This window comes from Sodalis sp. dw_96, from assembly GCF_018449575.1.
Taxonomy (GTDB): domain Bacteria; phylum Pseudomonadota; class Gammaproteobacteria; order Enterobacterales; family Enterobacteriaceae; genus Acerihabitans.
The window spans coordinates 129,930-154,655 of record NZ_JAAVUT010000003.1 but is presented as its reverse complement, the minus strand read 5'-3'; the positions used below and the strand labels follow the sequence as shown (position 1 = coordinate 154,655).

Below are 24,726 nucleotides of genomic sequence, written 5' to 3'. Positions count from 1 at the left end.
GAGCGTGCAACAGGCTTGTTAAAGGGCGCCGGCCTCTTGCACCAACGGGCTCCGGGCAGCCCGTGCCCGCATAATCCGCGGCATATTGATTTCAATCCAATCCGCCAGCGCCTCGACTTTTTCTCCCACCTCTTCCCCCAACAGACTCAGTCTATACTCTACATGGGGAGGCATCACCGGGAATGATGTCCTCACCACCAGCCCGTCGTCCTCCAGCCATTGCAACGTCTGTGCGAGCATTTTCTCGCTGACCCCGCCCACTTTGCGGCGCAACTCGCTGAAACGATGGGTGCCCTGCGCCAGCGCAATCAGCACCAGCACTCCCCAACGACTGGTCATATGCTTCAGGATTTCACGGGAGGGGCAATTTACATCCAGCAGTTCCCCGCGCTGCATCTTGCTGGCCAGGGAACAGTCCGGCGCCAACTTGTCCGTCATAATACTTACCTTTTTGTTAGTACTTACTAAAAGTAAGTATACAAGTTAAAGTGGCATAACTAAAACCATACAGGAGAAAAATCATGATCGTTATTACTGGCGCCACCGGCCAATTGGGCCGTCTGGTTATTAATGAATTATTAAAAACCCAGCCGGCCGCCGAGCTTATTGCCGCTGTACGTTCTCCTGAGAAGGCACAGGACCTTGCCGCCTTGGGCATTAACGTCCGCCAGGCCGACTACGACCAGCCCGCTACGCTGGATAAGGCCTTCAAGGGCGCGGACAAAGTGCTGTTGATCTCTTCCAGCGACGTCGGCAAGCGCGTACCGCAGCACCGCGCCGTGATAGAAGCCGCCAAGCGGGCTGACGTGAGTCTGCTGGCCTACACCAGTTTATTGCATGCCGATACCAGTCCGTTAACCATCCTTGGGGAAGAGCATCGCGCCACCGAAGCACTGCTGCGGGATTCCGGCCTGCCGGTAGCGCTATTACGCAACGGCTGGTATAACGAGAACTACGCCATGGGCATCCCGGCGGCCATCGCCAATAACGCCCTGGCAGGCTGTGCCGGGGACGGACTGATCTCTTCCGCCGCCCGCGCCGATTATGCCGCCGCCGCAGCGGCCGTGCTCACGGGGACCGATCATGCCGGCAAGATTTATGAACTGGCGGGAGACGATGCGTATACGCTGACGGACCTGGCGGCGGACATCACTCGCCAGTCCGGCACCGCGGTCAATTATGTCGACCTGACGCAGGCGGGATATCAAGAGTTGCTGAAACAGGCCGGCCTGCCGGAACCGGTGGCCGCCATGTTGGCGGATTCCGCCGCCGGAACGGCCAAGGGCGGATTGTTCGACAGCGGCCGCCAGCTAAGCCGGCTTATCGGCCGGCCCACCACGCCGATGGCGGAAACCGTGGCGGCGACGCTAAAACAGGCCACGGCAGCTTAACCGGACCGAGGATTTTAACCGGTCCTCGAGGGTTCAATACGGCCCTGAGACTTCAGCGGGGCCTCGATAGAGTGAGCCGGCACGTTAATGCCGACCGGACAATGTCGATCCACGGGGTCTTAAAACGGCTTAAGCTGGATCAGCAGTACGATGATCACCAGCGCCGCCAGGGTAAAACCGGCGGCATGGCGTAGAATGGCGGGTGCCTGTAGCTGCGATTCCCCCAGGCTGCGCCGAAAGGAACCCGATTGAATACCGTGCAAAGCCGACAGCGCCAGCACAAACACCCCTTTAAGCAGCAATGAATATGACGGCGGCCAATTGCCCATCATCAGTAAGGCCAGGCCGGACAGCCAGCTTAACAGCATGGCGGGCATGGTCACCGTCTGATTCCAGCGCTGAATGGCGGTAAAGATACGCAAGGAAGGGGAAAGCTCCAAGGGGGGGATTTTTTTCCAGCTATTCATGGCCAGAGCCAAGATGAGCATGCCGCCAATCCACAGTGTAAAGGCGACAAGATGCAGCGAAAGAAGCAGTAAATAGGTTGTCATGAATTCTTTTCCTTAGCCGAAGTATCAAGGGTATCCGATCCGGCTGACCGCCTGGTGATCATACCCAGATTGAAAAAAGTGCCGAAGGGGATAAACGCCAGTAATAACAACCGCGCCACCTGTCCCTTGCGCCACATGCCGCCGGAGGCGGTATTTATCACCATCCAGGCGTAAAACAAAAAGGCCAGACCATGCACCGGACCCATCATCGTGACTACCTGCGGATAGCCGCCAAGGTGTTTCAGCGGTACCGCGATACAGGTCAGGATAACCAGCGTGCAGCCCTCCACCAGCGAAGCCAGATGTAATTTTTTTAGCAATGAACGTTCCGGACCCTTCAGCTCCGTCTGCGTTTTTAATGTCATGACCGCGATGACCTATGGCCGCGTTGACGGCGAAATAGAGTGTTTCGTCCTCGTGCCGCAACGGCTGCGACTGACGCCGTTGCGTTATGAAGGGCCTTGCCGACCGGAGTGACGGTTTGGGCGGGGCTGTTTGCAGTGCTGATTGCCGCCGAATACCTCTCCAGTCAGTATGGGCATTCTAACGGCCCGCCCGCCGGGCGGCAAGGACGTCTCGGTGAGCCTTAAAGAAATGGGGCGGCAACCGCCGACGCGACCTGCCGTTCGGCCGGTCTGAACGCCGTGGCGTCGTAAGAAAATACCCAATGAGCATCCTGTCCGGCGGTCTGGGGATTAAGCATGACTTTCAGTTTATAGCTGAAATCCCGCTTGAACTGCTGCCAGGGGGAGGTCAGATGAAAGCGCTTACCCTTGGCCCGCGCCGATAGCTGAACCCGGCCGGTGCGGGGCAGCCGCTCCGCTTCGTACCGCCGCAAAGCCTCGACCATATCGATGCCCGGCACCGCCAGCAGGCTGGCCAGGATATAGCCGTCTTCCAAGGCCATGGCCGCGCCCTGGGCCAAAAACGGCAGCATGGGATGCGCCGCATCCCCCAGCAGCGTGATATGCCCTTTCGACCATTGACCCATGGGATCGCGATCAAACAGGCCCCACTTGAAAACATTCTCCGCGGAAGAGAGCTCCCGGATCACGTCGGGATGCCAGCCGGCAAAGGCATGCAACAACTCCTCCCGGCTGCTGGGCACGTGCCATGACTCCGCCATCCAGTGCGGTGTTTCACTCACCGCGACAATATTCTGCGCGGTGCCGCCGCTGATGGCATAGGTCACCACGTGGCCGTTGGGTCCCTGCCAGACCGCGGTGACCGGGGTGATAAATTCCGGATGAAGCGCCGCGGGTATGACCGCGCGCCAGCAAATATTACCGGTGAATAACGGCGCTTCGGCGCCGAACAGGCTATCGCGCACCACGGAATGCACTCCGTCGGCGCCCACGATCACATCAGCCTCGAAGTCTTCACAATCGGAAAAACGCGCCACCGCCGTTTTGCCGTGATTGGTCACCGAAATACAGTGGGCATTCATGGTCACCTGGCGCGGGTTGATGAGATTCACCAGCATCGCCAACAGGTCGGCCCGGTGCAGATGATAACAATCGGTGCCGAACAGCCGCCGGCAGTTATCCGCCAGCGGGGTGCGGAAATTCTCCCGCCCGGTTCGCCAGTGGCGCCCGATAACGGCTTCAGGCACATATCCCAGCCGCCGCAGGGTATCCCGCAATCCCAACGCGTGTAAAATCTTCACCGCATTAGGAGACATTTGTACCCCTGCGCCTACTTCTTTAAATGCCGCGGTACGTTCAAACAGATGCGCTTCCATGCCCCGTTGCCGCAATGATGCAATCAATGCAGCGCCACCGATACCTCCACCGATGACTCCAACACGAAGCTTACGATTCATTCAGATGACCCTTCTGGAATAAACGCTTGAAGTATATGCTTCACACCCTTTGTCGAACCCTATCCTGCTGCGGCTGGTCCGCCCTGATAGGTCAGGCGCCGGCGAAAGGCCTCTCGCCGCGGCATTTAGCGTACTATTGTCAGTCTTGTTCAGCGCCACAGCCGAAGCAATGGCTTAAGGGTCATAGACATATTGCTTATTATTTCATCAATAAGGTCTATATTGAGCGGGATTAATGTTCCACCCGCAAACCGTAGGTTTTGAATTTTTCCACCACTCGGGCGATTTCATCCGACGGCAATACCGGCACCGGCTGGACGATAGGCAGCAATTTCAGGTACAGCGCCGCCAGGACTTCCACCTCATGGGCCAGCCATAACGCCTTGGAGAGATTCTCTTCGGCGGCTATCAGCCCATGATGCTGCAATAACGTCGCCTTGCGGTATCGCATGGCGACGGCCACATGTTCCGACAGTTCCCGGCTGCCGAAAGTGGCGTAAGGCGCACAGGGAATATCCTCCCCGCCGGCGGCGGCAATCATGTAGTGGATGGCCGGAATCGGCCGATTTAATATGGAGACCCCAGTACAGTTCAGGGCATGGTTATGGATCACCGCGTTGGCGTCCGGACGGGTATGGTATACCGCCAGATGAAAACGCCATTCACTGGACGGGATTTTGTCCGTCTCGCCCTGTCCTTCGCCGTCGACAAACACAATTTGCTGCTCGTCGAGATGGTCGTAAGGGACACCGGAGGGGGTGATCAGCATGCCGTCCCGAAAACGGACGCTGACGTTACCGGCGGTACCCTGGTTAAGTCCGAGACGAGTCATTTCCAGGCAGGTATCGATAATCTCTCGCGCTAAAGGTGTTCTTTCCATTTTGAATCCTCTCTATACAGTCCCAGGGCAATTAACCCTGACCGCTATAATTAACCGAGAGGATTTACGCGAAATCCAGCTGCAATAAAAATGTGATCAATCCAGCATTAATAATTCCAGCAGCCTTTATCAGGCCATTCACGTTTATAAAATAATGCCCGCTTTTTGAATAACCAGCAGATACGGACATTTAACGACAATGAACTTTCTCCGCTATTGTTAAATCCTGAGAATAAAGCGACTTATTTTAGTGATTAAACTCACATTTTATTTACATAATGCCGGTTATGGGGCAGACAGCATATGTTTTTTAAATTGACCGTTTAGACTTTTCTCCAGCGAATTAACATATTCATTCCGATCACCATCACAATATTTGATTAAAGGCTTTGTGTCTTAACAACGCATTTCATAAATTGCTAACTCGAGTTAGCCAAAAGAGGCAACATTACAAAGCAACAGGCTTCCAGCCCTGCTATCCAGATCATCGCCTTAAAGATTAGTCGGCTAATCAGAGTGTTATCCGGAGGCTACATGCCCGAAACAGTATTGCAGATGAATCATATCACCAAGCGATTTCCCGGTGTCTTGGCCTTGGATAACGTCAGTTTTGATTTGCATCGGGGTGAAGTGCATGCATTGCTCGGCGAAAACGGCGCCGGTAAATCAACGCTAATGAAAGTCCTGTCGGGAGTCTATACCTGTGACGAAGGACAAATATATCTTGATGATCAACCAGTAAATATACCCAGTCCCATCGCCGCTTCCGCCCTGGGCATTGCCATTATTCATCAGGAATTTAATCTATTCCCGGATTTAACCGTTGAACAAAATATCTTTATCGGGCGGGAACATCATAAAAATATCAAATGGATTCTTGATGAAACATCACAGCGCGAGGCGGTGGAGAAACTTCTCGCCATGCTGAACCTCCGCATTGCACCCACCCGGCTGATATCCGCGTTAACCGTAGCGCAGCAGCAGATGGTGGAAATTGCTAAAGCGCTGTCGGTAAACGCCAAGATCCTGATTATGGACGAACCCACCGCCGCGCTGACGGAAAGTGAAATCGACAGCCTGTTTAATGTTATCCGCCTGCTCAAAACGCAGGGGGTCTCCATCGTTTATATTTCCCACCGGTTGGAGGAGCTGGCGCTCATCGCCGATCGGGCCACGGTAATGCGCGATGGAAAATACATCGCCACCGTGGATTACACTACGGTGCGCATTGCCCAGTTGATCACCATGATGGTGGGCCGGGAACTGGGGGATATCTACCCGGTCAGGGCCGCCGTCCCCGGGGAAGAGACGGTGCTTAGCGTTAAGAACCTGTGCCGCAAAGGGGTATTGGACAATGTCAGCTTTGAGCTGCGGCGGGGAGAAATTCTCGGGTTCGCCGGCCTGATGGGCGCCGGACGCACCGAGGTGGCCCGCGCCTTGTTCGGCGCTGACGCCATCGACAGCGGCGACATTATGCTGTTCGGCCGCAAGGTGAAGGTGGACAGCGTTTACCGCGCCATTACCCTGGGCATCGGCTATCTTACCGAGGACCGGAAAAAAGACGGTCTCGCCCTGGGTTTATCGGTGGGCACCAATATCATGTTGAGCAGCTACCGGCAATACGCCAATGCCTGGGGAGTAATAAACGAGAAACGCTGCCGGGAAACCAGCGAGGATCTTCGCCGCCGATTGCGGATCAAAACGCCGGACCTGGCCCAATTGGCGGTTAATTTAAGCGGAGGTAATCAGCAAAAAATCATTATTGCCAAATGGCTATGCAAAAACTCTGAAATCTTAATTTTTGATGAGCCGACGCGGGGTATTGATGTCGGGGCAAAACTCGAAATATACGAACTTATGAATCGACTCACCGCCGAAGGTAAATCCATCATCATGATTTCATCTGAATTACCGGAAATCCTCGGTATGTGCGACAGAATATTGGTCATGCGTCAAGGGCGTATTACTGCCGAATTGCAATCATCGCAAGCGGATCAGGAAAATATAATGAAATTTGCGACGTTAGAGGGTTAAAACATGATTGGCATAACCAAATATTTACAGATTGGCGCAAATAAAAAATTAAGCAATAAGGCGTTGCTGATGCGTTTCGCGCCCCTGCTGAGTTTGATACTGCTTATGTTATTTTTCAGCCTGAGTTCGCCCTATTTCCTGAACACCGACAACCTGATGACCATTGCGCTGCAAACCTCGGTTATCGGCATACTGGCCATTGGCGTGACCTATGTGATTATTACAGCGGGCATCGACCTCTCCCTGGGTTCGGTGGTGGCTTTTTCCGGCGTATTGGTGGGGCTGGCGGCCTCCTTTGGCCTGCCCATCTCCGTCTGTGTGCTGGCCGGCGTGCTGGGAGGCTGGATTTGCGGTTATATCAACGGTTTTCTGGTGACCAAGGGCACCATTCCGCCGTTTATCGCCACCCTCGGGCTGATGATGTCGGTTCGCGGCGTCAATCTGGTGCTCACCGACGGTCGCGCCCTCTACTTTCTGCAATATCCCGGCTTTCAAATGCTGGCGCAGGGCAAACTGTTCAATTTCCTGCCTTATCCGGTGATCTACCTGATAGCGCTGGCCGCCGGCTCCGCCTATATCCTCAATAAAACCGTGATTGGCCGTTATATCTATGCCATCGGCAGCAATGAGGAAGCCGCACACCTGTCGGGCATCAAGGTCAAACGGGTCAAAGTATTCGTTTATGTATTTTGCGGCGTCTTGACCGGCATTGCCGGCGTGGTATTGGCGTCGCGGCTCAACTCCGCCCAGCCGACGGCCGGGATGGGTTATGAACTCCAGGCCATCGCCGCGGTGGTTATCGGCGGCACCAGCCTGATGGGCGGCATCGGCACCATCGGCGGCACGGTTATCGGGGCGTTCATCATGAGCGTGCTGAACAACGGGTTGAATTTAATCGGCGTATCGCAATTCTGGCAAATGGTGGCGATGGGCATTGTGGTGGTTGCGGCGGTTTATCTCGACACGATACGTAAAAGAATTTAATTCCACGACGTCATTCTTACCTGAACTGTATAAATATAACTTTTATGAGGTTGTCACGATGAAATTAAATACGTTTTGCGGCCTGGCAATGATGGCAATATTCGGCATAGGCCAGGCCTATTCCGCTGACCAGATGTATATCCCGGTGGTCAGCAAAGGCTATCAGCAAGAATTCTGGCAGACGGTGAAACTGGGTACGGATGCGGCGGCAAAGGACTTATCGGTGAGAACCAGTTTTGTCGGCCCGTCCGATGAAACCCAAATCGCCGAACAGATCCAATTAATGGAAGATACCATCACCCGCCATCCCAACGGGATATTGCTGTCGTCCCTGGATGCCAACGCCCTGATTCCCTTGGTGGAGAAAGCCAACAGCCAGCATATCACCGTGGCGACTTTCGACTCGGGGGTGAATTCCGATATTCCGGTCAGTTTTGTCGCCACCAGCAACATAAAAGCGGGAGCGGCGGCGGCGGACGCGCTGGCCAAGGAGCTGGGCGGTAAAGGCAAGGTCGGCATCGTCGCCCATGTGGCCGGCACCACGTCGGCCATTGAGCGTACGGAAGGTTTCAGCAAAGCCATTAAGGCAAAATACCCGAACATTACGTTGCTGCCGGTGCAGTACAGCGACGGCGACCCGCAGAAGGCGATGGATAAAACCATCGATATGACCCGGGCCAATCCCGATTTGGCGGGAATCTACGCCACCAACGAAGGCTCAACCCTGGGGGTGGCCAATGCCATTAAAACCCTGGGGCTGTCCGGCAAAATTAAAGTCATCGGGTTCGACAGCACCGAAGCCATCATCAATTATCTCAAAATCGGCGCTATCCAGGGTTTCATTGTCCAGGATGCTTACCAGATCGGCTACCAGGGGCTCACCACACTGGTGAAATCCATTCGCGGGCAGCAGGTGCCGAAATCCGTTGATATCCCGGTGAAATTCGTCACCCAAAGCAACCTGAACGATCCGGCGATTCAGAAATTGCTCTACCCGTTTGGCAAAAAGTAGCGATCTGAATCAATAAAGGACGGCGCCGCACCGTTCGCAAAAGCCTGGCCGGCGCCGCCGATGCTGTTTAGAACAGAAAAGGAATCCCTATGAGCAGTCAACCTGTTTCCACTCACCACGCGTCTTTAACGCCCAAGGTGGGTATCCGTCCGGTTATCGACGGACGCCGGCTGGGTATCCGCGAATCCCTGGAAGAACAAACCATGAACATGGCCCGCGCCACCGCGGCCTTTTTGACCGACAACCTGCGTTATCCCAATGGTGAAGCCGTGCAGTGCGTGATAGCCGACACCTGTATCGCCGGCATGGCGGAATCCGCCGCCTGCGAACAGAAATTCAGCACGGAGAATATCGGCCTGACCATCACCGTCACTCCCTGCTGGTGTTACGGCAGCGAAACCATCGACATGGATCCGTTCCGCCCGAAGGCCATTTGGGGGTTTAACGGCACCGAGCGCCCCGGCGCAGTATACCTTGCCGCCGCCCTGGCGGGCCATAATCAAAAAGGACTGCCGGCCTTCGCCATCTACGGCCACGATGTACAGGACGCCGGCGACAGCCATATTCCCGCCGACGTGCGGGAAAAATTGCTGCGCTTCGCCCGGGCCGGCATCGCGGTGGCGACCCTGAAAGGAAAAAGCTACCTGTCCATCGGCGGCGTCGCCATGGGCATTGCCGGATCCATTGTCGATCATGACTTTTTTGAGTCGTGGCTGGGCATGAAGGTCCAGGCGGTGGATATGACCGAGCTGCGCCGCCGGATGGATCAGCAGATTTATGACACCGACGAACTGGAGCTGGCCCTGTCCTGGGCGGATAAATATTTCCGATTCGGGAACGATAGAAACGCGCAGCAGTACCGCCAGACCGAGGAACAAAGCCGTGCAATACTGCGGGAAAGCCTGTTGATGGCAATTTGCATCCGCGACATGATGCAGGGCAGCGCCAAAGTGGCCGAACGGGGCTTTGTGGAAGAATCCCTGGGTTACAATGCCATTGCCGCCGGTTTCCAGGGACAGCGCCACTGGACCGATCAATACCCGAACGGCGATACCGCCGAGGCGTTGCTCAACAGTTCCTTCGACTGGAACGGCGTGCGGGAAGCCATGGTGGTGGCGACGGAAAACGACAGTCTGAACGCGGTGGCCATGCTGTTCGGCCACACCCTGACCGGCACCGCGCAGATTTTTGCCGATGTGCGCACCTATTGGTCCCCCGATGCGGTAAAACGCGTCACGCAACATCAGTTGGAAGGCCACGGGGCCAACGGCATTATCCACCTGAGCAATTCCGGCTCGGCGGCGCTGGACGGCACCTGTCGCCAGAACGACGCCGAAGGCAAACCAACCCTGAAACCGCATTGGGAGATCGGCGAACAGGAGGCGCTGGACTGCCTGGCGGCCACCCAATGGTGCCCGGCCATTCATGAGTATTTCCGCGGCGGCGGCTATTCGTCCTGCTTCCTGAGCCGGGGCGGCGTACCGTTCACCATGACGCGAGTCAATATCATCCGCGGCATCGGCCCGGTACTGCAGATCGCCGAAGGCTGGAGCGTCGACCTGCCGGCGGCGGTGCACGACACCTTGATTCAGCGTACCGATCCCACCTGGCCCACCACCTGGTTTGCCCCGCGCCTCACCGGCAATGGCCCCTTCCGCGACGTCTATTCGGTAATGGCCAACTGGGGCGCCAACCACGGCGTCCTCACCGTCGGCCATGTGGGAGCGGACTTTATCACCCTGGCGGCCATGCTGCGGATCCCGGTATGTATGCACAATGTGCCGGAGGAGCAGATTTACCGCCCCACCGCCTGGGCCGCTCACGGCATGGACCCGGAAGGACAGGATTACCGCGCCTGTGAAAACTACGGCGCGCTGTATAAAAAATAGCCGCGCCGGCAATTCGTCAGACTGCTGACAAACGGACTCGGAGTTAAAAAGGCGGGACAGGCTGCCAGAGGAGTAAACCGTCCGCGCCAGGGACGGCGCGGATCGAGCCTACAGGGACGTATTCACGGCAGGTTTGCTGTATAGCTACGATCTGGCAGTCTGTCCCGACCGGGCACTTTGTCAACAAGCACGCGAATTGCCGCCTGACGGCGGCAATTCGTCCGAACTGTCACAAAATCTATCCGGAGGCTTAAGCCGCCATGAGCCAAGATGTTGTCATCGTACTGGATTGCGGCGCCACCAATCTCAGGGCCGTCGCCCTTTCTCCCGAGGGACGGGTGGTGGCGAAGGCGGTGATTCCCAACGCCAGCCGGCCCGGCGGCGAAAACCCGCTCTGGCAGGTATGGTCCCTGGACGGGATGATGGACGGCCTCGGCCAGTGCTGCCGCAGCTTATCCGCCGAGCTCTCCTCATGCCGCATTCACGCCCTGACCGTCACTACCTTCGGGGTTGACGGCGCCCTGGTGGATTCAGCAGGGAAGCTGCTTTATCCGATCATAAGCTGGAAATGTCCGCGTACCGCCGCCGTCATGGCCGATATCGGCCGCTATATCTCCCCGGCGGAGCTGCAGGGCATCTCCGGCGTCGGCCAATTCAGCTTCAATACCCTCTATAAGCTGGTGTGGCTGCGGGAAAACCAGCCCCGCCTGCTGAAGCAGGCCCGGGCCTGGCTGTTTATTTCCTCACTGATAAATCACCGGCTGACCGGCGCGTTCACCACCGATCGCACCATGGCCGGCACCAGTCAACTGCTGGATGTGCAGCGTGGAGCGTTCAGCGAGCGGATCTTGCAGAGCGTCGGGCTTGATAACCGGCTTTTCCCGGCTATTATCGACGCCGGCGAGGTGATTGGGCCATTGCTGCCCGCCATTGCCGAACGGCTGGGGCTGCCCGCGGGACTGCCGGTTGTCTGTGCCGGCCACGATACCCAGTTTGCCTTGTTCGGTTCCGGCGCCGCCCTCGATCAACCGGTCCTCTCTTCCGGCACCTGGGAAATCCTGATGGTACGCAGTCAGCGGGTGAATACCGGCATGCTGCCGGCAATTGCCGGATCCACCTGCGAACTGGACAGCTGCGCCGGTTTGTTTAATCCCGGATTGCAATGGCTGGCGTCCGGCGTGCTGGAATGGGTCCGCCAGCTGTGCTGGGGCGGCAGTTCTCCCGACGCGGTCTACCGGGAAATGATCGAAGAAGCCCGGGCAATCCCGCCGGGCGCCGACGGCGTGCGTGCGCACGGCAGCCTGGTGGACGCCGGGGCCGGCTGGCAGGGCCTGTCGCTGTCGGTCCGGCGCGGTCATATCTACCGCGCCGCGCTAGAAGCGCTGTCCGCCACCCTGCGGGATAATCTCGGATTGCTTGAACACATCGGCCATTTCACCAGCCACGAACTGACGCTGGTGGGGGGCGGCAGCCGCAACGATTTATGGAATCAGATCAAGGCGGATCTGCTGAATTTGCCCATCAAGGCGCTGAATGAGCCCGAAACCACCGTGCTCGGCGCGTCGATGTTCGCCTGGAGCGGTATCGGCTACTACGCTACGCCGGAAGCGGCCCGCCAACAGGTGACCTATCAATACCAATGGTTCAGGCCGGGGGACGACGCCGTCCGTTATCAACGGCTGCTGCCCCCCGCCGGCCTTCCCCTTTAAACGGAGCCTCGCTATGCTGAAAAATATTTCCCCGCTTATTTCTCCCGCGCTGCTGAAAATTCTCGCCGAGATGGGCCATGGCGACGAAATTATCCTGGCGGACGCGTTTTTCCCGGCCCACTCCCTCGGGCCGCAGGTGGTGCGCGCCGACGGACTGTCGGTGGCCGCGCTGCTGGCGGCTATCATCCCGTTATTTGAATTGGACAGCTACGCCCCGCCGCTGGTGATGATGGCCCCCGGCGCCGGCGATAAGCTGGATCCCGAGGTGGAGACCCGCTATTTACGGGCCCTGTTCGGTGACGGCGAACATCCGCCGGTGACGCGTATCGATCGTTACGGGTTTTACCATCGCGCCCGGGGCGCCTCTGCCATTGTCCTCACCGGTGAAACGGCGAAATACGGCAATATCTTGCTAAAAAAGGGGGTGACGCCCATATTTTGACCGGCCCATGCCGTATCGTATGCCCACGGTCAGTACAGATATCCGGACCCTGGGCATCGGAGGGCATATGAAATCAACGCGGCAGCAAGATATTCTGGCGTTAATCTCTCAACAGGAGATCCTGAAGGTGGACGAACTGGCGGCCTGGTTCCAGGTCAGCAAAGAGACCATCCGCCGCGATTTCAATAGCTTGCAGGACCGCGGCTTGATTATCCGTCAACATGGCCGGGCGAAAAGCATCAAACGGGGCGCGCCGGACAGCGGCGACTCGTTTAATGACCGGATCAAAAGCCACCTCTATAGCAAAGCCGATATCGCCGAACAGGCCCTGACCTGGATCGACGAGGACATGGTGATTGCCCTGGACGCCAGCACCACCTGCTGGTATCTGGCGAAAAAATTGCCGGACATCCCCTTGACGGTGTTTACCAACAGCGTCAGGGTTTGCCATGAACTGGAAAAAAAATCCCGTATTACCCTGGTAAGTTCCGGCGGCACACTGCAGCGTAAATATGCCTGCTATATGAATGCCTCACTTTTTTCACTGCTGAAACACCTGGACATCGACCTGTTTATCTTTTCCTGCGAAGGCATTGATAACGATGGCATGATGTGGGATTCCAACGCCATCAACGCCGAATTCAAAACCATAATGCTCCACAAAGCCACCCAATCCCTGCTGCTGATGGACAAAAGCAAGCTCGGGCGTAAAAGCACGGTGAAAATCGGCCCGCTGACCCAGGTGGAACGGATCATATCCGACGCGGGGGATTCCCGAATCGTGCCGGTGCTGGCGCATAAGCTGTTACAGGGTTAGCGGCAACGCCGTCATGGCGACAAACAAATAAGCTAACAAGATCACATAAAACAACAAACATAATTACATTATGAAATAACGTAATGGTAAGGGAATTCGTAACTTATTAATTTAACAGCCATCCATACCCTGAATATGACGGGTATAAGCTTTTTGTCTTTCCAACCACGACAGTCGTTGAGGATAAAAACAATGGCAGATTCCATCATTTCTCATTCAATACTCTCTGTTAAAGAAAAGATCGGTTATGGGCTGGGGGATGCCGCCAGCCATATCGTATTTGATAACGTCATGCTCTATCTGATGTTCTTTTATACCGATATTTTCGGCATCCCGGCGGGGTTCGCCGGCACGATGTTCTTGTTCGCCCGGGCGCTGGACGCCGTTTCCGACCCGCTCATGGGGTTGGCGGCCGACCGCACCCGCACCCGATGGGGCAAATTCCGCCCTTATGTGTTGTTCGGGGCGATACCCTTCGGCATTATTTGCGTCATTACCTACAGCACCCCCGATCTCGGCCTGACCGGTAAAATGATCTATGCCTCCGTGACCTATACCCTGTTGACCCTGCTATACACGGTGGTGAATATTCCTTATTGCGCCCTGGGAGGTGTCATCACCAACGATCCGACCCAGCGTATCTCGCTGCAGTCCTATCGTTTCGTACTGGCCACCGCCGGCGGCATGCTGAGCACGGTACTGATGATGCCGTTGGTGAAACTGGTGGGCGGCACGAACCAGGCCCGGGGATTCCAGGGCGGTATCGCCATTCTTTCGCTAGTGGCGATTATCATGCTGGCGTTGTGTTTCGCCACCACCCGGGAGCGAATCAGCGATCGCACCGCCCCGCAGGGCACCATGCGCGAAGACCTGCGGGATATCATTCATAACGACCAATGGCGTATCGTCGGCATTCTGACCATCCTCAATATCCTGGCGGTATCGGTACGCGGCGGCGCCATGATGTATTACGTCACCTATATCCTCGGCCATCCGGCGATTTTCGCCCTGTTCCTCGGCACTTATTCGGTGGGTAACCTCATCGGCAGCGCCCTGGCGAAACCGGTCACCGACCGGTTTTGCAAAGTGGCGGTATTCTGGTGGACCAACGCCGCGCTGGCGGTGTTGAGCTTCGCCATGTTCATGGTGCCGATGGGGGCGAATATCATCATGTTCGGCTTTATTTTTATCATCGGCGTGCTGCACCAGATGGTCACGCCTATCCAGTGGGTCATGATGTCGGATACCGTGGATTACGGCGAATGGACCAACGGCAAACGGCTGACCGGCATCAGCTTCGCCGGTACGCTGTTTGTCCTCAAACTGGGGCTGGCCCTGGGCGGCGCCATAATAGGCTGGGTGCTGGCCGGCGCGGGTTATCAAGCGGGGGGAGCCACTCAGAACAGTGGGACGCTTGCGAGCGTGATTGCCCTGTTCACCCTGGCGCCGGGTATCTGTTACCTGCTGAGCGCTATTGTGGCCCAGCGTTTTTATACCCTGCGCACCCCGATGATGAACCGCATTTTAGGCGAGTTATCCCAGGGCATAGCACGCAAATAACCGCAGCGGCCGCGTTGAAACAGACTTAACCAGGTCGAATCATTCATTACGTTTTGAGGCGATAAGATGAAAATAAGCGACGGCAACTGGCTGATACAGCCCGATTTGCAGCTGACCCATCCACTGCAGGTCTTCGAGGTCCGGCGGGAAGGCCGGGATCTGGTGGTGTTCGCCGCCCCCCGCGACGTCAGCTCCCGGGGAGATCAATTGGACATTCCTCTGCTTACCCTGCGTTTTTTCTCGCCGCAGACCGGCGTTATCGGCGTACGCATTGAACATTTCCAGGGACTTTCTCCGCAAACACCCTGTTATCCGTTGAACCACGATCCCGCCACCGTCACCCGCATTGAGGATAATGATGACTATGCGACCTTGAGCAGCGGCGGCCTGTCGGTACGGGTGAGCAAAGGAGAAACCTGGGCCCTGGACTTTCTCCATGACGGCCGGCGCATCACCGGCAGCGGCGCCCGGTCCGGCGGCTATGTCCGGAACGAGCATCTGGATAAAAGTTATGTCTTTGAACGCCTGGATTTAGCCGTGGGAGAAACGGTATACGGCCTCGGTGAACGCTTCGCGGCGCTGGTGAAAAACGGCCAGACCATTGAGACCTGGAACCGGGACGGCGGTACCAGCACCGAACAGTCCTATAAAAATATTCCGTTTTATCTTACTAACCGCGGTTACGGCGTGCTGGTGAACCATCCGGAGTGCGTCTCTTTCGAAGTGGCTTCGGAAAAAGTGTCCAAAGTACAGTTCAGCGTCGAGGGAGAATATCTTGAATACTTCGTCATAGACGGCCCGCTGCCCAAACAGGTGCTGGACGGCTACACCCGCCTCACCGGCCGTCCCGCCCTGCCGCCGGCCTGGTCCTTCGGCTTATGGCTGACCACCTCATTTACCACCGATTATGACGAAAAAACGGTGAATGGTTTTATCGACGGCATGGCGCAACGGCGCTTGCCGCTGCATGTGTTCCATTTTGACTGTTTCTGGATGAAGGCCTTCCAATGGTGCGATTTTACCTGGGATGCGGAGGTCTTTCCCGATCCGGAGGGCATGCTGCAACGGCTCAAAGGGCGGGGACTCAAGATCTGTTTATGGATCAATCCCTATATCGGCCAGAAATCGCCGCTGTTCAAACAGGGCATGGAGCAGGGCTATCTGCTTAAACGCCCCGACGGGCGGGTCTGGCAATGGGATCGCTGGCAGCCGGGCCAGGGCATCGTGGATTTTACCAATCCGGCGGCCTGCGCCTGGTATACCGGCCACTTGCGGCGTCTGCTTGAGATGGGGGTCGATTGTTTCAAGACCGACTTCGGCGAGCGCATCCCCACCGATGTGGTCTGGTTTAACGGCGCCGACCCGCGGAAAATGCATAATCATTACGCCTATCTGTACAATAAGGCGGTTTTTCAGCTCTTACAGGAAATACGCGGACGGGAGGATGCGGTGCTGTTTGCCCGTTCCGCTTCGGTGGGGGCGCAGCAATTCCCGGTGCACTGGGGCGGCGACTGTTACGCCAACTATGAATCCATGGCGGAAAGCCTGCGCGGCGGCCTCTCCCTTGGCATGTCCGGCTTTGGTTTCTGGAGCCATGATATCGGCGGGTTTGAAAATACCGCCCCGGCCCACGTCTATAAACGCTGGTGCGCCTTCGGCTTGCTGTCCAGTCACAGCCGGCTGCACGGCAGCAAATCCTACCGCGTCCCCTGGGCCTATGATGAGGAAGCCTGTGACGTGCTGCGGCATTTTACCCAGTGGAAATGCCGCCTGATGCCCTACCTTTACCAGGCGGCGGTCCAGGCCGCCGGCGCCGGTACGCCGATGATGCGCGCCATGATGCTGGAATTCCCCGACGATCCCGGCTGCGATTATCTCGATCGCCAATATATGCTGGGGGATGCACTGCTGGTGGCGCCAGTGTTCAGCGAACAGGGTGAGGTTGACGTTTACCTGCCGCCGGGCCGTTGGACCCATCTGTTCAGCAATGCCGAAGCCACCGGCGGCTGGCGTAAAGAGCGCCATGATTTTCTCAGCCTGCCGCTCTATGTGCGGGAGAATACCCTGCTGCCGCTGGGTCAAAACGATCAAAGGCCGGATTATGACTATACCGTTGAGCCGGCTTTCCAGCTGTTTGCCCTGGCGGAAGGCCGGCAGGCGGAGTGCCGGCTTCCTTCCGCCACGGGTAAAACCCGGTTCACCCTGACGGCCGAACGCCGCGGGCAGGACATTTATCTGCGGGCCGAAGGGGAAGCCCGCCATTGGACCCTGTGCCTGCGCAATATTCACCGCATCGCATCGGCAATCGGCGGCCAGGGGGCGGACGGCGACCTCGGCATCATCATCACCCCGGACCACGGCGCCGAAGCGCTGACGATCCGGTTGGCGGACTGAGCATGAGCCAGAGGCCGAAAAACTGAAGGCACAGGGCACCTGTGCCGGACCTTGTTGACAAAGTGGTCCGGTCGGGACAGGCTGCCAGATCGTAAACACGCCGTGAATACGTCCCTGTAGACTCGATCCGCGCCGTCCCTGGCGCGGACGGTTTACTCCTCTGGCAGCCTGTCCCGCCTTTTTGATTCCGAGTACGTTTGTCAGCAGTCTGAGGCACAGGGCACCTGTGCCGCTTATCGGCCGCCATGGTTCGAGTCCCGTCAGCAGTGCCGGCGGTGTCGTTCTTTACAGGTTTCCAGCGCCTCGTCCGGGTCCCGCCGCCACCAGTTTTTTTCGGAAAATATTTCCACCTCATGAAAACCCCGGTAGCCCTGGGCTTCCACCGCCCGGCGCATTCGGCGAATATCGATGACGCCGTCCCCCATCATGCCGCGATCCTCCAGCATATCCCGGGTCGGCACCAGCCAATCGCAGATATGAAAGGCCAGCAAGCGCTTTTTACCGGCCCGTTCAATCTGCGCAAACAGTTTCGGGTCCCACCAGGTATGATAAACATCCACCGCCAGACCGAGCCCCTCGTCTCCCAGTTCGTCGCACAGGTCATTGGCTTGTTCCAGGGTGTTGACGCAGGCCCGATCGGCGGCATACATGGGATGCAAGGGCTCGATGGCCAGAGGCATGCCCGCCGGCCGGGCGTACTCCAGCAGTTCCGCCAGTCCGTCCCTCACCTGCAAACGGGCGCCGGGAAGATCCCGTGAGGAACCCGGCAAGCCTCCCACCACCAACACCAGACAGGCGGCATTCAGTTCCAAGGCCTCGTCCACCGCCCGCCGGTTATCATCCAACGTCAGCCGGCGCTCTTCGGCGGTGCTGCCGGGGAACATGCCGCCGCGACAATAGCCGGTCACCTGCAGTTGCCGGGCGCGGATTTGCCGGGCGGCCTCCTTTATTCCCAAGGCCTGGGTTTGATCCCGCCAGGGGGAGATGCCGCGAATGCCGTGCCGGGCGCAGCCGTCGATAATCTGATCCAGGCGCCACTGCCGGCGCAGGGTGGCGGTATTGATGGAGAGCAATTGGCCGTCCGGCTCATTCATGGGATATATCCTTGTTTAACGTTCAACGTCATCGTGAACGATGGCGGCGTGTGCTGGTGGCGCACCGGGGCATTCGCTGCGGGCTAGAAATGCGGTTTGCCCAGGCCGCCGTCCACATCAATGACCTGGCCGACGGTAAACGGCAGCTGCCCGGCGGCGATGGACTGGATGACCCGCGCGATATCCTCAGGTTGTCCCCAGCGCCGCATCGGCACCAGTCCTTCGGCAATTAATTGATCGTACTTGGGTTTCACCCCCTGGGTCATGTCGGTGTCGATAATGCCCGGGCGGATTTCATAAACGCCGATACCCTCATCCGCCAGGCGCAGCGCGAACAGTTGCGTTACCATGCCGGCCGCTGCCTTGGAGACGCAATACTCCCCCCGGGAGACGGACAGGACATGGGCGCTACAGGAGGTGATATTGATAATACAGCGATAGGCCGCGTTCAGCTCGCCCTGGGAGAGCATCTGCCTGGCGGCCTTTTGGCACAGAAAAAACATGGCCCGGCTGTTGATGTTCTGGCAATGATCATAACTTTCCAAGGTGACATCCAGCAAATCCCCGCGCCGCAGCGCGGCGGTACCGGCGTTATTTACCAGGCAATCCAGGCGGCCCCAGCGAGAGACAATGGCGTCAATCATGGCCTGCTGACTGTTCAGGTCGGCGACATCGCCGGCGCAGGCCATGGCCTCGATACCGTACTGTTGCAGTTCGGCCACCAGCGCCTGCTGGCGGCTGCGTCCCTCCTGATTATCGCGACCGTTTATCGCCACGTTAAAACCCGCCTGCGCCAGGGCGACGGCACAGCTTTTTCCTATCCCCCGGGTGGAACCGGTGATAAAGGCGACCGGTGGGCCGGCATGGTTCATCTTTAGCCTCCGTAAACGGTTAACGTCCCTTCAGCTTCGTTGCCTAAGGGCCAACTGTGGTTATTCACCCGACTTGACGCCGGACGAACGGTCAAACACATTACATGTACTGCCTAATCAATCGGATGGCAGCCTTATAAATCAACTGGACAGCCTAATCAACCGAATGGTTGATTATCCAAGTATAGCGTCGTGCCGACCTTAAAAAGATGATCTGCTTCGCATAATCAACCGGACGGTTGACTAACAATAAGACAGGGGCGCACTATCTGCGGCAACGGAAACACCTATGGCCGCCGATATCCTGGCGACAACGGAGATCCTTATCACCTCCGGTATCCTTGCGACAACGGAGATCATTATCGCCTCCTGTATCCTGGCGGCGGCTTTCATTGTACGAATGCCCGGGATAGGTTCCGGATAACCGGCGGCAAGGGGTATATGCCGGGGTCGGGCGGATTCGGCATCTCAGCGACACATTCAATCTTTCATTAGCGGAGGAAATGGCATGGCAGGTGATACCAGCAGCATACGCAAACGCGATCCCGCCCTGACCCAAAGCCGTATCCTGGCGGCGGCCCGCAAGGAGTTTGCCGATAAGGGTTTCGACGGCGCCCGGGTGGAAAAAATCGCCGCCGGCGCACAGGTCAATAAGCAGTTGCTCTATCACTATTTTGAAAATAAAGACCAGCTGTTTACGCGGGTGCTGGAAGACGCCTACCGCGAAATCCGGCAACAGGAAGCCGCCCTGGCCTTGGAACATTTGCCGGCGGATGAAGCGGTTATGGCGCTGGTGGAATTTACCTGGCGTTATTACCTGGCCCATCCGGAATTTATCCGTCTGTTGAACAGCGAAAACCAGCTACAGGCCCGTCATCTCAAAGATTCCGCCAACGTGACGCGAATCAATGCCAGCTGGCTGGAAATCTCCCGGTCCATCCTGGCGCGCGGCCGTCGTGAAGGAACCCTTAGGGCGGATATTGACCCCATGCAATTGAATATCACCATATCGGCGCTGGGTTTCTTCTATCTGATCAACAGCGCCACCCTGTCCATGGTCTATCAGCGGGACCTGACCGGCGGGCAGGCCCTGGAAGAACGCCTGGCGGTGATGAAGGATACTATCCGCTGCTGGCTGAGACCGGCCAAGCAGGCCCAGTCTTGATATTCCATTGAACGGGTGCCCGGCCCGGTTATTTGGACGAATGTCGCCGGCCGCGTCTATGACATCCGCCCCAAAGACCAGGTTTTATAACCGCACTATTTCATCAACAGGCATTTCACCAACAGGAATGCCACCACGGGAGACAATAGCCGGCCGTTGAAAATGAGACGGTAATAATTTACTCGAATGCGAACTCGTTCTTATCAAGTGAAGCAAATAAGTAAGTCGCATGACTGTAGCGAATAGATTCTCCCAACGAAGCCAGGCTGATATCATTATCCTCAAGGGCGAAATCACCTTGGATGAGCCTGGAATCCAGTACCGGCGAACCGAGAGACACCAAGACCATCCCACCCGCATGGCAATCCTGCCAAAGCGAAGGCCTGCTTGGGACTCTTGGCATTAAATAATCCATATTGGACGTAAAGGTCTCAACCCGCGCGCGCTGTCTCTTTGCAAAATCATCCACTACTTCAAGCCCCTGTTGTCCGTCATGATAAGAGGCGTCAATGAATCGCCAATGCAGGTTGGTGAAGCCGGCGTTGGTTAAACCCTTATGAATATAATATTCGGTTAATAAACCGCTGGAGCCAAGGGATACCAGGATCAAGGGTTGTTGCTTTGACAGCGTCATGCCGGCAAGCTTTTCGATAAGCTGGTTGATAAATAAGATCCGCGTTTCCGGTAACGTCTCGTGCGTATTTTCCGGCCATGTCATGCGGCCCAACTCGCGTTTCTTTTCGCCATTAAACTGTACCGTGTAAGTTTCTCTAAATAACATATCTATAGTCAAATAATCGTCTAACGATTGCTCCTTTCCCCGGCTCATTTGCGAATCAATAGCCAACATGGCGTTTTCGTTTGAAAGGATAACATTTGGCATTTGGCGCTGACTCCTCGAAAAATAACATATAATTCCATTTTTATAAGTTATTAACTCAATCTAATAACTTGCTTTTATATTATATTTTATCCTACGACATGTCTAATCAATGAGTTACATATTCTGTCCATTTTCACCGGCAAACTTGCAGTGAAATTAATTAACTTTTAAATATTAATTATGCATTATTAACAAATTATCAAAACCGGAAAAATAAAAGATAATCCTTATACGCTAATCAATGCGACAATGAGTATTATTTTATTTTCGTAGCGGAAATTAAATATAGCCCTGGGTATTCTTTTTTCCGCCAGGCATTCTGCTTTTATCAGCGAACCGCCAGGAGATTCGCCTCTGTAGGTATTGACTCCCGGCGCCCATCACCATATAGTTAGCAAACTACCTAATTACATACTACGCATAACCATGACCATGCCAAAAAATCGCGAACAGGCATTAATGGCGCTTACCGTCGCGCTGGGATTATTGCAGCGGGCGTATCGGGCCAAGGCCGACAAAGTGGTGGCGCCGCTGGGCCTGTCAACCGCCATGGCGTGGCCGCTGGTATTGATTGGCCGTCATCCTGAAGGCATCCGGCCCGGCGGCCTGTCGGAGGAGCTGGGTATCGAAGGACCCTCGCTGGTGCGCTCGCTGAATCAACTGGTGGATGCCGAACTGGTCCTGCGCCAGGAGGATCCGGTGGACAAACGCGCCAAGATCCTTTGTCTGACACAAGCGGGCAACGCCATCCGGACCCGGATTGAAGACATGCTCAATGCGCTGCGCGCCGAATTGTTCGACGGCTTATCCGACCAGGACGTGCAGGCCTGTTTGCGTACGTTTTGCCTGCTGGAACGACGATTGGGTATTAGTGGGTCTTCATCCATTAATGCCGAGAAACCGAAAGAAACGCTCTGAATGACGATGACCATGCCGACGATTAAGCTGTTCTCTCGCGCCGAGATCATCTATTCACTCAAAAGCTTCACCGCGGCTATGCTGGCATTATATCTGGCCAGCCGCGCCGGGCTGCCCAACAGCTTCTGGTCATTATTGACGGTGTATGTCGTGAGCCAGCCGCTGGCGGGCATGGTCCGCTCCAAAGCGGTCTATCGCCTGTGCGGCACCTTTATAGGCAGCACCGCCACGGTGTTTCTGATCCCCACCCTATCCAATGCTCCGGTACTGTTATCCCTGGCGATGGCCCTGTGGGTCAGCCTGTGCCTGTTTGTTTCCCTGATGGACAGGACTCCCCGCTCCTATACGTTTATGCTGGCCGGTTATACCGCGGCGTTGATCGGTTTTCCCACGGTACAAACACCGGACCTGATTTTTAACACCGCCGTGACCCGGGTGGAGGAAATCAGCCTGGGCATTTTATGCGCTACCCTGTTACACAGCGTGGTGCTGCCTGCCGGTTTAACCAACAGCGTGATGGGCCTGCTGGATAAAACCCTGACGGATACCCGGCGCTGGCTGAAGGATATCTTCTCCGTTGAGGCGCCGGTTGCGAAAGAAGAAGAAGACGCAATTTCCGCTTCCCGCCTGCGGCTGTCCGTGGATATCACCCAACTGCGCCTGCTGGCCACCCATATCCCCTACGATACCGGCAACCTCACCTGGACCGCGGGGGCGGTTCGCGCAATGCAGGATCGGGTGGCGGAACTGATCCCCACGCTTTCCGCGGTGGAAGACCGCCTAAAGGCGCTTTACCAGGCCGAAGAGGGCTACAGCCCGGACGTCGTGACGGTGATTAACCGCATCAGCCGGTGGCTGACGGAGCATGACCCGCTGGCCGCCGGCACGGAACCGGTCGTACCCGTCACTCCGGCGGAGTTTAACGATCAGCGCCTGCAATTAAGGGAGGCCGTGCATCTCCTGGAGTCCGGCGGTAAGCAGACCCCATGGTCGCGGGCGCTGCGAATTTCCCTGGCAAGCTACCTGGAAGAGCTGGTGGCGAAATGGCAGGCCTGCATGATATTGCGCCAGGATATTACCCTGGGGATGCTGCATGGAACGATGCCCCGCCGCCGTATGGCCGCCATCGGTAACCGGGTGCTGCATCGCGATCTCGGCATGGCGCTGTTATCGTCCCTGGCGGCGTTTATCGCTATCGGTTTCTGCTGCCTGTTCTGGATTATGCTCGGCTGGGATTCCGGGGCTACCGCCGCCATGATGGCGGCGGTTTTTTGCAGCTTCTTCGCGGTAATGGATGATCCGGTCCCCGCCATTAACAATTTCCTGAAATACACCTTTTGGTCCGCGCCGATCTCGGCCATCTATATCCTGGTGCTGCTGCCCATGGTGCAGGATTTCGGCATGCTGGTATTGATCTGCGCTCCGCTGTTCATTGTCCTGGGCTGCTATAGCGCCCGCCCGGCCCTGCTGATGGTCGCGCTGCCGCTGCTTTTCGGCGTGGCGGGTACGCTGTCGTCCCATGATACCGACCACGCGGATGTGATTACCTTTATCAACAGCACCACGGCGCAACTGTTCGGTACCTTCGTCGCGGCGCGGGTGACCCAATTATTCCGTTCGGTGGGCGCCGACTGGAGCGCCAGGCGCATCCGTAAGGCCATCCGTCGGGATCTGGTGGTCATGTCCAGCGGAACCCGCACGCAACAACTGCAAATTTTTGCCGTCCGCATGGTGGACCGTATCGGCTTGCTGGTGACCCGTATCGCTCAGGGAGAGGCGGTCCACCATAATATTATCGCCCGCGAAACCCTGCGGGACCTGCGCCTGGGCACCAATGTCATCGCCTTGCAACAGGCGCGAAGAGCATTTCCCACCATCGGTTTTCCCGCTTTGCTGGCGCAATTGGCCGCCCTGTTTCGCGCCGCCGAAAATCAGCCCGCCGGGACACTGCTCACCACAATAGACGGCGCCTTGACGGAGATACTCAATATGCCGGATAAATCGGCGCACTGGCGCACCGCCATCACCGCGCTGGTAGGTTTGCGCCATAACCTGTTTCCCGACGCCTCCGTCATACTGCTCGCCACGGGAGAAACGGCATGATTGGCGAAGCCAGTTTTTACGGCCTCTATATCCCCTGGCTGATGCTGCTGTCGCTGGCCACGCTGGCGGTGTTCTGGCTGGTGCGGCGCCTGTTGTTTATCGCCGGTTTCTATCGCTGGGTCTGGCATCCGGCGCTGTTTGATATCGCCGTCTATTTTCTTCTGCTTTACGGGATTACCCATGTCACCTACTTTGTTCAGCGATAA

General features: G+C 56.8%; 23 protein-coding genes. 15 read left to right on the top strand and 8 right to left on the bottom strand.

Annotation, left to right across the window (positions count from 1 at the left end):
* Nucleotides 1-18: 18 nt before the first annotated feature.
* Nucleotides 19-396 (bottom strand): helix-turn-helix domain-containing protein, encoded by a 378-nt coding sequence (locus tag HB631_RS06130; protein ID WP_255556858.1) that lies wholly within the window; start codon nt 394-396, stop codon nt 19-21.
* A gap of 125 nt (nt 397-521) precedes the next feature.
* On the opposite strand from HB631_RS06130, the gene HB631_RS06125 reads away from it, so the two are divergent.
* Nucleotides 522-1,391 (top strand): SDR family oxidoreductase, encoded by an 870-nt coding sequence (locus HB631_RS06125; RefSeq protein ID WP_213990275.1) that lies wholly within the window; start codon nt 522-524, stop codon nt 1,389-1,391.
* A 119-nt stretch (nt 1,392-1,510) separates the two neighbouring features.
* On the opposite strand, the gene HB631_RS06120 is transcribed toward HB631_RS06125, so the two are convergent.
* The 4 genes from HB631_RS06120 to HB631_RS06105 all read right to left on the bottom strand — a co-directional run bounded on the left by HB631_RS06120 (nt 1,511) and on the right by HB631_RS06105 (nt 4,644).
* The gene (locus tag HB631_RS06120) at nt 1,511-1,942 is read right to left on the bottom strand and encodes a CopD family protein (protein ID WP_203520839.1); all 432 of its coding nucleotides are present in this window, start codon (nt 1,940-1,942) and stop codon (nt 1,511-1,513) included.
* A complete protein-coding gene (locus tag HB631_RS06115; protein WP_213990274.1) occupies nt 1,939-2,307 on the bottom strand; it encodes a DUF3817 domain-containing protein in 369 nt (122 codons plus the stop codon). The genes HB631_RS06120 and HB631_RS06115 overlap by 4 nt, the downstream gene beginning before the upstream one ends.
* 221 nt (nt 2,308-2,528) lie before the next feature.
* A complete protein-coding gene (locus HB631_RS06110; RefSeq protein ID WP_213990273.1) occupies nt 2,529-3,764 on the bottom strand; it encodes an FAD-dependent monooxygenase in 1,236 nt (411 codons plus the stop codon).
* Nucleotides 3,765-3,996: 232 nt separating this feature from the next.
* Nucleotides 3,997-4,644 (bottom strand): L-fuculose-phosphate aldolase, encoded by a 648-nt coding sequence (locus tag HB631_RS06105; protein ID WP_213990272.1) that lies wholly within the window; start codon nt 4,642-4,644, stop codon nt 3,997-3,999.
* A gap of 534 nt (nt 4,645-5,178) precedes the next feature.
* Here HB631_RS06105 and HB631_RS06100 point away from each other — a divergent pair.
* The 9 genes from HB631_RS06100 (at nt 5,179) to yicI (ending at nt 17,485) form a co-directional block, all read left to right on the top strand.
* Nucleotides 5,179-6,678, top strand: a complete 1,500-nt coding sequence (locus HB631_RS06100) for a sugar ABC transporter ATP-binding protein (protein ID WP_213990271.1) — start codon at nt 5,179-5,181, stop codon at nt 6,676-6,678.
* Between the two features lie 3 nt (nt 6,679-6,681).
* Nucleotides 6,682-7,662 (top strand): ABC transporter permease, encoded by a 981-nt coding sequence (locus HB631_RS06095; RefSeq protein WP_213990270.1) that lies wholly within the window; start codon nt 6,682-6,684, stop codon nt 7,660-7,662.
* An 88-nt stretch (nt 7,663-7,750) separates the two neighbouring features.
* The gene (locus HB631_RS06090; RefSeq protein ID WP_213990546.1) at nt 7,751-8,674 is read left to right on the top strand and encodes an ABC transporter substrate-binding protein; all 924 of its coding nucleotides are present in this window, start codon (nt 7,751-7,753) and stop codon (nt 8,672-8,674) included.
* A gap of 89 nt (nt 8,675-8,763) precedes the next feature.
* Nucleotides 8,764-10,563 carry an L-fucose isomerase gene (locus HB631_RS06085; protein ID WP_213990269.1) on the top strand — a complete coding sequence of 600 codons (1,800 nt, stop codon included), beginning with the start codon at nt 8,764-8,766 and terminating at the stop codon, nt 10,561-10,563.
* A gap of 260 nt (nt 10,564-10,823) precedes the next feature.
* A complete protein-coding gene (gene fucK / locus HB631_RS06080; protein ID WP_213990268.1) occupies nt 10,824-12,272 on the top strand; it encodes an L-fuculokinase in 1,449 nt (482 codons plus the stop codon).
* 13 nt (nt 12,273-12,285) lie between these two features.
* Entirely contained in the window at nt 12,286-12,714 is a 429-nt protein-coding gene (gene fucU, locus HB631_RS06075) for an L-fucose mutarotase (protein ID WP_213990266.1), read from the top strand.
* A 67-nt stretch (nt 12,715-12,781) separates the two neighbouring features.
* On the top strand, nt 12,782-13,531 hold the full coding sequence (fucR, locus tag HB631_RS06070) for an L-fucose operon activator (RefSeq protein WP_213990265.1): 750 nt from the start codon (nt 12,782-12,784) through the stop codon (nt 13,529-13,531).
* Between the two features lie 207 nt (nt 13,532-13,738).
* Nucleotides 13,739-15,091: a glycoside-pentoside-hexuronide (GPH):cation symporter gene (locus HB631_RS06065; protein ID WP_213990545.1), complete on the top strand. Its 1,353-nt coding sequence runs from the start codon at nt 13,739-13,741 to the stop codon at nt 15,089-15,091.
* Nucleotides 15,092-15,157: 66 nt separating this feature from the next.
* Entirely contained in the window at nt 15,158-17,485 is a 2,328-nt protein-coding gene (gene yicI / locus HB631_RS06060) for an alpha-xylosidase (protein WP_213990264.1), read from the top strand.
* A 260-nt stretch (nt 17,486-17,745) separates the two neighbouring features.
* Here yicI and HB631_RS06055 read toward each other — a convergent pair whose 3' ends face one another.
* On the bottom strand, nt 17,746-18,579 hold the full coding sequence (locus tag HB631_RS06055) for a sugar phosphate isomerase/epimerase family protein (RefSeq protein WP_213990263.1): 834 nt from the start codon (nt 18,577-18,579) through the stop codon (nt 17,746-17,748).
* Between the two features lie 83 nt (nt 18,580-18,662).
* Complete coding sequence (locus HB631_RS06050; RefSeq protein ID WP_213990261.1) at nt 18,663-19,451, bottom strand: 3-ketoacyl-ACP reductase; 789 nt, start codon at nt 19,449-19,451, stop codon at nt 18,663-18,665.
* A gap of 289 nt (nt 19,452-19,740) precedes the next feature.
* On the opposite strand from HB631_RS06050, the gene HB631_RS26935 reads away from it, so the two are divergent.
* Nucleotides 19,741-19,875, top strand: coding sequence for a hypothetical protein (locus HB631_RS26935; protein WP_255556839.1), 135 nt, complete (start codon nt 19,741-19,743; stop codon nt 19,873-19,875).
* A gap of 84 nt (nt 19,876-19,959) precedes the next feature.
* Nucleotides 19,960-20,616 carry a TetR/AcrR family transcriptional regulator gene (locus HB631_RS06045; RefSeq protein ID WP_213990260.1) on the top strand — a complete coding sequence of 219 codons (657 nt, stop codon included), beginning with the start codon at nt 19,960-19,962 and terminating at the stop codon, nt 20,614-20,616.
* 178 nt (nt 20,617-20,794) lie between these two features.
* Here the strand turns inward: HB631_RS06045 and HB631_RS06040 are convergent, their stop codons facing one another.
* A complete protein-coding gene (locus tag HB631_RS06040; RefSeq protein WP_213990259.1) occupies nt 20,795-21,499 on the bottom strand; it encodes a hypothetical protein in 705 nt (234 codons plus the stop codon).
* 426 nt (nt 21,500-21,925) lie between these two features.
* Between HB631_RS06040 and HB631_RS06035 the strand changes: the two genes are divergently transcribed.
* The 3 genes from HB631_RS06035 to HB631_RS06025 are packed head-to-tail and all read left to right on the top strand — an operon-like array spanning nt 21,926 to nt 24,726.
* Complete coding sequence (locus tag HB631_RS06035) at nt 21,926-22,417, top strand: MarR family winged helix-turn-helix transcriptional regulator (RefSeq protein ID WP_213990258.1); 492 nt, start codon at nt 21,926-21,928, stop codon at nt 22,415-22,417.
* Nucleotides 22,418-24,520: an FUSC family protein gene (locus HB631_RS06030; protein WP_213990257.1), complete on the top strand. Its 2,103-nt coding sequence runs from the start codon at nt 22,418-22,420 to the stop codon at nt 24,518-24,520.
* On the top strand, nt 24,517-24,726 hold the full coding sequence (locus HB631_RS06025) for a DUF1656 domain-containing protein (RefSeq protein ID WP_213990256.1): 210 nt from the start codon (nt 24,517-24,519) through the stop codon (nt 24,724-24,726). Before HB631_RS06030 ends, HB631_RS06025 begins: the two co-directional genes overlap by 4 nt.